15 protein-coding genes are annotated in these 11,812 nt (G+C 69.2%); 12 read left to right on the top strand and 3 right to left on the bottom strand.

Annotated features, from left to right (window positions below; translation table 11 throughout):
* Positions 1 to 27 precede the first annotated feature (27 nt).
* From A0130_07215 to A0130_07165, 11 genes are all read left to right on the top strand, one after another.
* Positions 28 to 1,350: a preprotein translocase subunit SecY gene (locus A0130_07215; GenBank protein ANF31485.1), complete on the top strand. Its 1,323-nt coding sequence runs from the start codon at positions 28 to 30 to the stop codon at positions 1,348 to 1,350.
* Between the two features lie 5 nt (positions 1,351 to 1,355).
* The gene (locus A0130_07210) at positions 1,356 to 1,961 is read left to right on the top strand and encodes an adenylate kinase (GenBank protein ID ANF31484.1); all 606 of its coding nucleotides are present in this window, start codon (positions 1,356 to 1,358) and stop codon (positions 1,959 to 1,961) included.
* A gap of 14 nt (positions 1,962 to 1,975) precedes the next feature.
* Positions 1,976 to 2,806 (top strand): type I methionyl aminopeptidase, encoded by an 831-nt coding sequence (locus tag A0130_07205; protein ID ANF31483.1) that lies wholly within the window; start codon positions 1,976 to 1,978, stop codon positions 2,804 to 2,806.
* Positions 2,807 to 2,949: 143 nt separating this feature from the next.
* On the top strand, positions 2,950 to 3,171 hold the full coding sequence (locus A0130_07200; GenBank protein ANF31482.1) for a translation initiation factor IF-1: 222 nt from the start codon (positions 2,950 to 2,952) through the stop codon (positions 3,169 to 3,171).
* A 78-nt stretch (positions 3,172 to 3,249) separates the two neighbouring features.
* Complete coding sequence (gene rpmJ, locus A0130_07195) at positions 3,250 to 3,363, top strand: 50S ribosomal protein L36 (GenBank protein ID ANF31481.1); 114 nt, start codon at positions 3,250 to 3,252, stop codon at positions 3,361 to 3,363.
* 139 nt (positions 3,364 to 3,502) lie between these two features.
* Positions 3,503 to 3,877 carry a 30S ribosomal protein S13 gene (locus tag A0130_07190; GenBank protein ID ANF31480.1) on the top strand — a complete coding sequence of 125 codons (375 nt, stop codon included), beginning with the start codon at positions 3,503 to 3,505 and terminating at the stop codon, positions 3,875 to 3,877.
* Positions 3,878 to 3,915: 38 nt separating this feature from the next.
* Entirely contained in the window at positions 3,916 to 4,314 is a 399-nt protein-coding gene (locus A0130_07185) for a 30S ribosomal protein S11 (GenBank protein ID ANF31479.1), read from the top strand.
* Between the two features lie 121 nt (positions 4,315 to 4,435).
* Positions 4,436 to 5,434 (top strand): DNA-directed RNA polymerase subunit alpha, encoded by a 999-nt coding sequence (locus A0130_07180; GenBank protein ANF31478.1) that lies wholly within the window; start codon positions 4,436 to 4,438, stop codon positions 5,432 to 5,434.
* Positions 5,435 to 5,489: 55 nt separating this feature from the next.
* Positions 5,490 to 6,068, top strand: a complete 579-nt coding sequence (locus A0130_07175; GenBank protein ID ANF31477.1) for a 50S ribosomal protein L17 — start codon at positions 5,490 to 5,492, stop codon at positions 6,066 to 6,068.
* 80 nt (positions 6,069 to 6,148) lie between these two features.
* Positions 6,149 to 7,174, top strand: a complete 1,026-nt coding sequence (locus tag A0130_07170; protein ANF31476.1) for a GNAT family N-acetyltransferase — start codon at positions 6,149 to 6,151, stop codon at positions 7,172 to 7,174.
* Complete coding sequence (locus tag A0130_07165) at positions 7,164 to 8,030, top strand: tRNA pseudouridine(38-40) synthase (protein ID ANF31475.1); 867 nt, start codon at positions 7,164 to 7,166, stop codon at positions 8,028 to 8,030. The genes A0130_07170 and A0130_07165 overlap by 11 nt, the downstream gene beginning before the upstream one ends.
* Positions 8,031 to 8,034: 4 nt before the next feature.
* On the opposite strand, the gene A0130_07160 is transcribed toward A0130_07165, so the two are convergent.
* Positions 8,035 to 8,874: an XRE family transcriptional regulator gene (locus A0130_07160; protein ANF31474.1), complete on the bottom strand. Its 840-nt coding sequence runs from the start codon at positions 8,872 to 8,874 to the stop codon at positions 8,035 to 8,037.
* Positions 8,875 to 8,980: 106 nt separating this feature from the next.
* On the opposite strand from A0130_07160, the gene A0130_07155 reads away from it, so the two are divergent.
* Positions 8,981 to 9,928: a short-chain dehydrogenase gene (locus tag A0130_07155; GenBank protein ANF31473.1), complete on the top strand. Its 948-nt coding sequence runs from the start codon at positions 8,981 to 8,983 to the stop codon at positions 9,926 to 9,928.
* Positions 9,929 to 9,938: 10 nt separating this feature from the next.
* Here the strand turns inward: A0130_07155 and A0130_07150 are convergent, their stop codons facing one another.
* Both A0130_07150 and A0130_07145 read right to left on the bottom strand, forming a co-directional pair.
* Positions 9,939 to 10,574 (bottom strand): DNA-binding response regulator, encoded by a 636-nt coding sequence (locus A0130_07150; protein ID ANF31472.1) that lies wholly within the window; start codon positions 10,572 to 10,574, stop codon positions 9,939 to 9,941.
* Positions 10,571 to 11,785 carry a hypothetical protein gene (locus A0130_07145; protein ANF31471.1) on the bottom strand — a complete coding sequence of 405 codons (1,215 nt, stop codon included), beginning with the start codon at positions 11,783 to 11,785 and terminating at the stop codon, positions 10,571 to 10,573. The genes A0130_07150 and A0130_07145 overlap by 4 nt, the downstream gene beginning before the upstream one ends.
* Positions 11,786 to 11,812 lie beyond the last annotated feature (27 nt).

Raw genomic sequence — 11,812 nt, 5'->3', positions numbered from 1 at the left:
TGACTCTTAGGAAAGCAGGACGCAGGTTTGTTTAGCGCCGTTGCGCGGATCTTCCGCACCCCGGACCTTCGGAAGAAGATCCTCTTCACCCTGGCGATCATCGCCCTGTTCCGGCTGGGGTCGTTCATCCCCGCGCCGTTCGTCGACTTCGGCAACGTCCAGACATGTCTGAACGCCAACCAGGACACCTCGGGTCTCTACTCGCTGGTGAACCTGTTCTCCGGCGGCGCCCTGCTCAAGCTCTCGATCTTCGCGCTCGGCATCATGCCGTACATCACCGCGTCGATCATCGTGCAGCTGCTGCGCGTGGTCATCCCGCGCTTCGAGACCCTCTACAAGGAGGGTCAGGCCGGTCAGGCCAAGCTCACGCAGTACACGCGTTACCTCACGATCGCGCTGGGCGTCCTCCAGTCGACGACCCTGATCACCGTCGCCCGCAGCGGCGCGCTGTTCGGCACCACCGCCGTCTCGCAGTGCACGCAGCTCATCACGGACGACTCCTGGTACGCGATCATGCTCATGGTCATCACCATGACCGCCGGTACGGGCCTCATCATGTGGATGGGCGAGCTCGTCACCGAGCGCGGCATCGGCAACGGCATGTCGCTCCTCATCTTCACCTCGATCGCCGCGCAGTTCCCGTCCTCGCTCTGGGCGGTCGGCCAGTCGCAGGGCATCGAGATCCTCTTGGTCGTGATCGCGATCGGTCTGCTCATCGTCATGGGCGTCGTCTTCGTCGAGCAGTCGCAGCGGCGCATCCCCGTGCAGTACGCGAAGCGCATGGTCGGGCGGCGCACGTACGGCGGCAACAACACGTACATCCCGATCAAGGTCAACATGGCCGGCGTCGTTCCCGTCATCTTCGCCTCGTCGCTGCTGTACCTGCCGGCCCTGATCGCGCAGTTCAACCAGCCGGCCGCGGGCAAGGCCCCGGCGCCGTGGGTCACCTGGATCACGAACTACCTCACCAAGGGCGACCACCCGCTCTACATGCTCCTGTACTTCCTCCTGATCGTGGGCTTCACGTACTTCTACGTCGCCATCACCTTCAACCCGGAGGAGGTCGCGGACAACATGAAGAAGTACGGCGGCTTCATCCCGGGCATCCGCGCAGGCCGTCCGACGGCGGAGTACCTGGACTACGTGCTCACCCGCGTCACGCTGCCCGGCTCGTTCTACCTCGGCATCATCGCGCTGATTCCGCTGGTCGCGTTCGCGCTGATCGGCGCGAGCCAGAACTTCATGTTCGGCGGCACGTCCATCCTGATCATCGTCGGTGTCGGGCTGGAGACGGTCAAGCAGATCGACTCCCAGCTCCAGCAGCGGCATTACGAAGGGCTTCTGCGTTGACCCGAATGCTGATCGTCGGTCCCCCCGGAGCGGGCAAGGGCACACAGGCCTCCCGCATCACCACCACCTACGGGATCCCCGACATCTCCACGGGCGACATCTTCCGGGCCAACATCAAGAACGAGACCGAGCTCGGCAAGCAGGTCAAGGCCATCGTGGATGCCGGCGACTACGTGCCCGACAGCCTCACCAACCAGCTGGTCGCCGACCGGCTGCGCGAGGACGACGCTGTGAACGGCTTCCTGCTCGACGGCTACCCGCGCACGCTCGCGCAGGTCGAGTACCTCGACCAGCTGCTGGCCGGCGACGGACAGAAGCTCGACGCCGTGATCCAGCTGACGGCGGACCAGGACGAGATCGTCCAGCGCCTCACGAAGCGCGCGCAGGAGCAGGGACGTGCCGACGACTCGGAGGAGGCGATCCGCCACCGCCAGGAGGTCTACGTGCGCGAGACGTCCCCGCTGATCGACGTGTACCGCGAGCGCGGACTGCTCGTCCCGGTCGACGGCCTGGGCGGAATCGACGAGGTCGCCGAGCGGGTCGCGGCGGCTCTGGCCGAGCGCGGCATCCACCCGGTCGCCGGTGCGTCCACCGGCGAGTCCGTGGCCTGACGGCCCTCCTCTCGATGAAGTTCAAGAGGTCGATCTACAAGACGCCCGCCCAGCTGCGCGACATGGTCGCTCCGGGTCGGGCGACGGCGGCGTCGCTCGACGCGGTCGCGGCCGCGGTGGCGCCGGGAATCACGACGCTCGAGCTCGACACGCTCGCCGAGCGGGCGATCGTCGAGGCGGGCGGCGCGTCGAACTTCAAATTGGAGCCGGGTTACCACCACACGATCTGCGCGTCGGTGAATGACGAGGTGGTGCACGGCATCCCCGGCGGCCGAGTGCTCGAGCCGGGTGACATCCTGTCGGTCGACAGCGGAGCCATCCTGGGCGGCTGGAACGGGGACGCGGCGCGCACGTTCGTGCTGCCCGACCCGGCGCATCCGGAGCGCGTGGAGGAGCGGCAGCGCCTCTCCGACGTCACGGAGCGGTCGCTCTGGCGCGGCATCGCGACGCTGGCCCAGGCCCGCTACCTCAACGAGGTGGGGGAGGCCATCGAGGACTTCATCCTCTCGGAGGGCGAGTACGGCATTCTGACCGACTACATCGGCCACGGCATCGGCCGGCGGATGCATGAGGAGCCCCCTGTGTTCAACTACCGGGTGCGGGCGAAGGGCCCGGAGGTCCGTCCCGGCCTGGTCGTGGCGATCGAGCCGATGGTGGTCCTGGGCGACCAGGAGACCTACGTGAAGGACGACGGCTGGACCGTCGCCACCGAGGACGGCTCGGCCGCAGCGCATTGGGAGCACAGCATCGCCGTGCACGAGAACGGCATCTGGGTGCTCACCGCGGCGGACGGCGGTGCGGCCGGTCTCGCGCCGTTCGGCGTCACGCCGACGCCGATTCCGTGACCGGGCGCAGATAATACACTCGGATTGGCGAAATCGCGCCCTTTCCCATAAGATAGATCCTTGGTGTCTTAGGCGCGTTCCGACGTGCCTTCCGCCAGTCAACGCACGACCAGCAAACCACTACTTTTAGCGACAGTGAGGCTATGGCCAAAAAAGACGGTGTCATCGAGATCGAAGGATCCGTGATCGAAGCTCTGCCCAACGCGATGTTCCGCGTCGAGCTGACGAACGGTCACAAGGTTCTTGCCCACATCTCAGGCAAGATGCGTCAGCACTACATCCGCATCCTCCCGGAGGACCGCGTGATCGTGGAGCTGAGCCCCTACGATCTGACCCGCGGCCGGATCGTCTACCGCTACAAGTAAAGGTCTGCTGTAAGTAACGGCCACGCCCACGGGTCGCCCCGGGCGAGGTACGAGGACAGCGAACAAAGGTAAAACACAATGAAGGTCAATCCCTCCGTCAAGCGGATCTGCGACAAGTGCAAGGTCATCCGTCGTAACGGCCGGGTCATGGTCATCTGCGAGAACCCGCGCCACAAGCAGCGCCAGGGCTGATCGCAGCGCTCATAACCGAATAACGAAACAGGCGATCCCAGATCCCGCACCGTGAAAGCGGCGCGGGGGACACCCTCGGAGGAGGCCGGGGCACCGGGACCGCTGCAGACCTCCACTCATCACAGGAGAAGCCAACAACATGGCACGTCTAGCAGGCGTCGATATCCCGCGCGAGAAGCGCGTGGAGGTCGCACTCACCTACATCTACGGAGTCGGCCGCACCCGCGCCCTCCAGACTCTGCGCGAGACCGAGATCTCGGGCGACATCCGCGTCAAGGACCTGACCGACGACCAGCTCGTCGCTCTCCGCGACTACATCGAGGGCAACTTCAAGGTCGAGGGTGACCTCCGCCGTGAGGTCGCCGCCGACATCCGCCGCAAGGTCGAGATCGGCAGCTACGAGGGTATCCGCCACCGTAAGGGCCTCCCGGTCCGCGGCCAGCGCACCAAGACGAACGCGCGCACCCGTAAGGGCCCGAAGCGCACGGTCGCCGGCAAGAAGAAGGCACGCTAAGGCCCGCGGCCCCACGCTCTTAGGATTCAGGAGAAGAAATGGCAGCACCCAAGTCGGCCGCTCGTAAGCCGCGCAAGAAGGAAAAGAAGAACATCGCTGTGGGCCAGGCCCACATCAAGAGCACCTTCAACAACACGATCGTCTCGATCACCGACACCACCGGTGCGGTCATCAGCTGGGCCTCGTCCGGCGGCGTCGGGTTCAAGGGCTCCCGTAAGTCGACCCCGTTCGCGGCGCAGCTCGCGGCCGAGTCGGCTGCGCGTCAGGCGCAGGAGCACGGCATGAAGAAGGTCGACGTCTTCGTCAAGGGCCCGGGTTCGGGTCGCGAGACCGCGATCCGCTCGCTCCAGGCCGCCGGCCTCGAGGTGGGTTCGATCAACGACGTCACGCCGCAGGCGCACAACGGCTGCCGGCCGCCGAAGCGTCGCCGCGTCTAAGCAGTTCTCTTCAGTCCGCCGCAGGCGGCGACTCGACCGGGTCGCCGCCTGACGGCGTGACACCCCCACCTCAGTAGAAGCAAGTGTCATATAGCGGACACTTAGCCGGAAGGAATCAATAGTGCTCATTGCACAGCGTCCTACGCTCACCGAAGAGAACATCTCCGAGTTCCGCTCGCGGTTCGTCATCGAGCCGCTGGAGCCGGGCTTCGGTTACACCCTGGGCAACTCGCTCCGTCGCACCCTCCTCTCCTCCATCCCCGGCGCGGCTGTCACCAGCATCCGCATCGACGGCGTGCTGCACGAGTTCAGCACCGTTCCGGGCGTGAAGGAGGACGTGACCGAGATCATCCTGAACATCAAGGGTCTGGTGGTCTCGAGCGAGCACGACGAGCCGATCACCGCGTATCTCCGCAAGACCGGCGCCGGTCAGGTCACCGCCGCCGACATCTCGGCTCCGGCCGGTGTGGAGATCCACAACCCCGAGCTGGTCATCGCGACCCTCAATGACAAGGCGAAGTTCGAGGTCGAGCTGACCATCGAGCGCGGCCGCGGTTACGTGTCGGCCCAGCAGAACCGCAACGAGTACAGCGAGGCGGGCCAGATCCCGATCGACTCGATCTACTCGCCGGTGCTGAAGGTCACCTACCGCGTCGAGGCCACCCGTGCCGGTGAGCGCACCGACTTCGACCGCCTCGTGGTCGACGTCGAGACCAAGCCGGCCATCAGCCCGCGCGACGCGATCGCGTCGGCCGGCCGCACCCTGGTCGAGCTGTTCGGTCTGGCCCGCGAGCTCAACAGCGCGGCCGAGGGCATCGAGATTGGGCCGGCGCCGGTCGACCAGGTGCTCAGCTCCGAGTTGTCGATGCCGATCGAAGACCTGGATCTGTCGGTCCGCTCGTACAACTGCCTCAAGCGCGAGGGCATCAACACCGTCAGCGAGCTGGTCTCGCTGTCGGAGACGCAGCTCATGAACATCCGCAACTTCGGTCAGAAGTCGGTGGATGAGGTCAAGGACAAGCTGACGGAGATGGGCCTGTCGCTGAAGGACTCGGTCCCCGGGTTCGACGGCGCCCACTTCTACAGCGGCTACGACGAGGACGAGTCCACCACCATCTGAGGCCCGTCGTCCGACTGCAACCCTCAGACCTTTTCAACACTGGAGATAACCGATCATGCCTAAGCCCACCAAGGGCCCCCGCCTCGGGGGCGGCCCGGCGCACGAGCGCCTGCTGCTCGCCAACCTGGCCGCTGCGCTCTTCACGCACAAGAGCATCAAGACCACCGAGACCAAGGCCAAGCGCCTGCGTCCCGTGGCCGAGCGCCTGATCACGTTCGCGAAGCGCGGCGACCTGCACGCGCGACGTCGCGTGCTGTCCGTGATCCAGGACAAGACCGTCGTGCACGAGCTCTTCACGGAGATCGCGCCGCTGGTCGCCGAGCGCGAGGGCGGCTACACCCGCATCACCAAGCTCGGCTTCCGCAAGGGCGACAACGCGCCGATGGCGCAGATCGAGCTCGTCCTCGAGCCGGTCAGCCCGAAGGTGAAGTCGTCCAAGTCGACCAAGGCCGCGGAGCCCAAGGCCGCGCCGGCCGAGGAGCCGGCTGTCGAGGAGACTGCTGCCGAGGAGACCCCGGCCGAGGAGACCTCGACCGAGACCGCCGCCGCCGAGGCCGCGGTCGCGGAGGACGCGACCGCTGACGCCGACGCCGCGGGTGAGACCGACGCCGAGACCGAGGCTGAGAAGGCGTAACACCCTTCCGCTGCACGTCTGAAGGCCCCGTATCCACGGATGCGGGGCCTTCGTCGTACCCGGCCCGTAAGGTGAGAGGCATGACCGACGACACCCTGCCGCCGCTCCGGGAGCGCGTGAGCGCTCTACCGTCCCACCGCCCCCAGCACCCCGACATCGCCGACTGGCGGCCCGCGTCGATGGACGACGTGGATGCGGTTCACGCGGTCTTCCACGCCATCGACACCGCCGATCATCCCAACTACCTCACCAACCGCGAGCAGGTGGAGGAGGAGCTCGGGTACAGCTTCATCGACCTCGAGCAGGACACGCTCTTGGCCGTCACGGCCGACGGACACATCGCCGCGGTCGGCATCGTCATGGAGCCGCCTCGGCAGGAGACGCTGGTGCGGGAGTTCATGAACGGCGGCGTCCATCCCGACTTCCGTGGGCGCGGCATCGGCCGTGAGCTGCTCGCCTGGCAGCGGACGCGGGGCGAGCAGAAGCTGGCGGCCTCGGACAAGCGGCTGCCCGGGTGGCTGGTCGGCTACGCCGACGTCCGCGCGCCGGGCCGGCAGCGTTTGCTCGAGGCGGGCGGCTTCGAGGTGGTGCGGTACTTCCAGACGATGGAGCGGGATCTGGCCGACCCCATCCCGGAGGTGTCACCGGTCGGAGACGTGCGGATCGAGCCTTACCGGGCGGAGCTGGCGGCGGTCGTGCATGCGGCGCGGGATGACGCGTTCCGCGACCACTGGGGCAGTCAGCCGCTGTCGGACGAGCAATTCGTGGGGCTCACCTCCGGCACGTTCGACGCGTCACTCTCGTTCGTCGCGATGGTCGACGACGTCGTCGCCGGTGTCCTGCTGACCGACGTCGCGGAGGAGGACTGGCCCGGCCAGGGCTTCACCGGCTCGTACGTCTCGACGGTGGCCGTCACACGCCTGTACCGCGGTCGCCGGATCGCGCCGTCGCTCCTCCGTGCGGTGCTCGAGGGGTCCAAGGCGCGCGGACTCGAGAAGGTGGTGCTCGACGTCGACGCCGAGAACCCGACCGGCGCCCTCGGCCTTTACACCGGCATGGGGTTCGTCACCTCGCAGCAGGAGGTGGGACTGGTCCGTGCCTACTGAGACCACCCGCTACCGGCTCGACATCGCCTACCAGGGGACGGACTTCAACGGCTGGGGCCGTCAGCCCGGGCTGCGGACGGTGCAGGGCACGCTCGAGGATGCTCTGGCCACGATCTTCCGCCGCGCCGGCGACGCGCCCCTGCTGACGGTCGCCGGCCGCACCGATGCCGGCGTCCACGCGACGGGCCAGGTGGCGCACGTCGACCTGACGCCGGAGCAGGAGGCCGTGCTGAAGAAGCCGCACGGCAAGCGCCCGCCGCTCTCGGCGGAGGAGGCGCTGGGCCGTCGTCTCAACGGCATCCTCGGGCCGGTGTCGGACGTGGTGGTGCTGGCGGCGTCGGTCGCACCCGACGGCTTCGACGCACGCTTCTCGGCGCTGTGGCGGCGGTACGAGTACCGGGTGGCCGACCGCGCCTCCCTCCGCGACCCGCTGCAACGCCATCGCACGGCCTGGGTCTCGTCCGACCTGGATGCGACGGCGATGGACATCGCGTCGCACGGACTGCTGGGGCTGCACGACTTCGCCAGCTACTGCAAGGCGCGCGAGGGAGCGACGACCATCCGGACTCTGCAGGCCTTCGCGTGGCGGCGGGATCCGGACGGCGTGCTGGTCGCAGACCTCACCGCGGACGCGTTCTGTCACAGCATGGTCCGCGCGCTGGTGGGCGCGTGCGTCGAAGTGGGGGAGGGCAAGCTCGCCCCGCAGGACCTCGTGGCGCTGCGCGACGAAAGGCAGCGGACCAGCGCCTTCAAGGTGATGCCGGCGCGCGGACTGACGCTGCTGGGGGTCGGTTACCCGGAGGGCGCGGAGCTCGCTCTGCGGGCCGAGCGGACGCGCGCGCTGCGGGAGCTGTGAGGCGTCAGCGCAGCGATTGGGCGCCGATCACAGACAGCAGCCGCAGCTTCTCGGCGGACTCGCTCCCCGGGATCGCGGTGTAGACGAGCAGCGAATGCGCATGCCCGGGGTCGACGAGCTGCTGGCAGTGCAGCTCGAGCTCACCCACCTCCGGATGCACGAAGCGCTTGACCTCCTTGGGACGGAGCCCGACCTCGTGCGCCGCCCACAGCGTCCGGAACTCCTCGCTGCGGTCGCCGATGTACTCGGCCAGCGCGGCCGCGCGTGACCCGGGGCCGCGTGCCGTCGCGATCTCCCGCAGGCCGGAGGCGAACATCCGGCTCAGGAACTCGTGTTCGGAGGCTGCGTACAGCCGGCGCGATGCGGGCTCCGTGAACCAGCGCACTCCCAGGCTGCGTTCCGGCCCGCGGAGCGACGCGGTGTCCCCGGTGAGCGCGACGCCCATCCTGCTCTGGCGGAGCGTCTCGCCCAGTTCGGTCACGATCTCGGCCGGGGTGTCGTCGAGCCGGTCGAGCACGCGCAGCAGGCCCGGGCTCACGTGCTCGCTCTCGGCGCCCTGCGACGGCGGGGTGTGACCCGCAAGCCGGAACAGGTGATCCCGCTCGGCGTGCGAGAGGTGCAGGCCCTGGGCGATCGCGGCCAGCATCTGCTCGGACGGCTGCGGCCCGCGCTCCCGCTCCAGCCGGGAGTAGTAGTCGACGGACATATGCGCGAGCGCCGCCACCTCCTCGCGCCGCAGCCCGGACGTGCGGCGGCGGGCGCCGCGTGGCAGCCCCACGTCCTCCGGTTGCAGCAGCTCCCGCCGTGTGCGGAGGAAGTCGGCGAGCCCGATGCGGTCGATCACACGTCATGTCTACCGTCCCGCGCCTCCGGTAGCCACGGATCGCCAGGCCGTGGCTACGGCCCGACGAGCGATGCAGGGTGGAGACCACCGAACGAAGGAGAACGCCGTGGCACGCACGATCGACATCGACATCCCCGACCAGACCGGCCGGCGCGCCGTCGTGACGGGAGCGAGCGACGGCATGGGCGCCGTCATCGCCGAACGGCTGGCGCGAGCGGGTGCGGAGGTCGTCATGCCCGTCCGCGATCGCGCAAAGGGCGACCGGGCGGCGGCGCGCATCCGCTCCGCCGTCCCGGACGCACGGCTGGTGCTGCGCGACCTCGATCTGGCATCGCTCGACTCGGTCGCCGCCTTCGGAGAGGGGATGCGCGCCGACGGCGACCCCGTTCACATCCTGATCAACAACGCCGGGCTGATGACGCCGCCGGAACGCCGGACCACCGCCGACGGGTTCGAGCTGCAGTGGGGCACGAACCACCTCGGACACGTCGCGCTGGTCGGTGCCCTCTTCCCGCTGCTGCGGGAGGGACAGGCGCGTGTCACATCCCAGGTGAGCGTGGCCGCGCGGAGCGGCGCGATCGACTGGGACGACCTCGGCAGCGAGCAGCGGTACAACGCGCAGCGGGCGTACAGCGCCTCGAAGATCGCGCTCGGCCTGTTCGGGCTGGAGCTGGACCGCCGGAGCGCGGCGGGCGACTGGGGCATCACGAGCAACCTCGCGCATCCCGGCGTCGCCCCGACGAACCTGCTCGCCGCGCAGCCCGGGTACGGACGTGCGGCGGACACGAGCGCCGTCCGCCTGATCCGCCGGTTGTCGGCCTGGGGCATCCTCGTCGGAACCCCGGAGACGGCGGCGCTTCCGGCGCTGCTCGCAGCGACGAGTCCGGATGCGGTGGGCGGGAGGCTGTACGGCCCGAGCGGCCCGGGTCACCTGGGCGGCGCTCCGGCCGAGCAGGCGCTCTACCGCCCGCTGCGTGACACCGCCGAGGCTGGGCGCGTGTGGGAGGTGTCGGAGCGGCAGGCGGGGGTCGCGCTGCCCTCGGTGAGTCGCTGACGACGCCGTCTCAGCGGACGAGCCCGTTCTCGTAGGCGAAGGCGACCAGCTGCACCCGAGTGGCGAGCCCGAGCTTCGCCAGGATGCTGCGGATGTGGGTCTTGACCGTGGCCTCGGAGATGAACGCGGTCCGGCCGATCTCGGCGTTGCCGAGGCCGCGGGCGGCGAGGAGGAACACCTCCTTCTCGCGCACCGAGAGCGCGGCGATCGCCTCGGGTCGCCGTCGGGCGATGGACGCGAACAGCTCTCTGGTCTCCTTGGGGGCGATCACCGCATGGCCGTCGTGGACCGTGCGCACGGACGCGAGGATGAAGTCGGGCGTCGCGTCCTTCAGCAGGAACCCGTCCGCTCCCGCTCTCAGCGCGGCCGCGACGGCGTCGTCCCGCTCGAACGTGGTGAGGACGACGATGCGGGGGAGCCCGGCGGCCGCTTCCCTCCGGATCGTCGCCGTCGCGGCGATGCCGTCGAGGTTCGGCATGCGGAGGTCCATGAGCAGGACGTCTGCCGCGCCGGTGCGGGCGAGTGCGACGGCTTCCAGGCCGTCGGAGGCCGCACCGGCGAACGCGAGGTCGGGCTGCGACTCGATCATCATCTGCACGCCGGCGCAGAAGAGCGCCTGGTCGTCCGCCACCGCGACGCGGATCACGCGCGAACCGCCCGTGCCGGGGCAGCGGGAACGTACGCGGTGACCAGGTAGCCCCCTGGCACGTCGTCGTCCGCCCCGGCGTCGAGCCATCCGCCGGCGAGGCGCGCCCGTTCGCGCATGCCGATCAGCCCGCGTCCCTCCGAGTCGCCCGCCGGGGTGGAAGGAGGGGCGGTGGGCGGGCGGGACGCGATGGAGAGCGATACGCCGTCGTCGCGCTGGTCGAGCGCCACGCGGACGAAGGCTCCGGCTCCCGCGTGCTTGAGAGCGTTCGTCAGCGCCTCCTGGACGATCCGGTAGACCGCCAGCTCCTGGGATGCGCTGAGCGCGACGGGGCGCCCGAAGCGCTCCAGTGTCACGGTCAGGCCGGAGTCGTTCAGACGCTCGACGAGCCCGTCGAGCTCGGCCAGACCGGGGCGGCCGGATTCTTCCGGCGCGCCGACCAGGGATTCGATGAGGACGCGCACCTCGGTCAGCGACGAGCGCGCGGTCTCCGAGATGGTGGTGAGCGAGTCGTCGGCGGCCCGCGGCCGGTCGCCGGCGATCAGGCGGGCGCCCTCGGATTGAGCGAGGATCACGGCGAGCGAGTGCGCCATGATGTCGTGGACATCCTGCGCCACCCGTTCCCGCTCCTGGGCCACGACCGACTCGGCCTCCGCCACGCGGAGTTCGGCGGACAGCCGTTCGAGCTGCTCCCGGCTCTCGCGCTCGGTTGCCCGCATCCCGATGAGCACTCCGACGGACCAGGCGACGACCCCGGCCGCCCCGCAGAGGATGAAGAACATCGTCCGGCTCATCGGGTCACCGCGCCCGATGCCGAGCCACCAGGACAGCAACCCCGCCGCCGTCACGCCCGCGCCCGCCGCGAAGGCGAGAGCGACGGCCCTCATCCTGCCCCGCGTCGTCGCGGCCACGCCCAGGATGACGACCAGATAGCCCAGGTAGATGAGCGGCTCGCCGAAGATCGCCGTCGGCACCAGGAGCTGACCGATGAGCACCACGGTCGCCGCCGCCATCGCCACGATCGGCGCGAGCCGCGCTAGGCCGACGGCGCAGGACAGCAGCAGGAGGGCGGCCCAGAACGGCAGCTCCGTCCGCACGGAGCCCGGAGCCAGCTGGTGGCGGCCGACCTCCGCCACGGCCCAGAACACGAAGAACAGGATGGCCACGGCCGGCTCGACGAGCCAGCGGCTCCGGTGCAGGATCGAACGCATAGGCACACGCTACGGTGGAGCGTCGCG

It is taken from the genome of Leifsonia xyli, assembly GCA_001647635.1.
Taxonomy (GTDB): domain Bacteria; phylum Actinomycetota; class Actinomycetes; order Actinomycetales; family Microbacteriaceae; genus Leifsonia; species Leifsonia xyli_A.
This window is presented reverse-complemented; position numbering and strand designations above follow the sequence as displayed.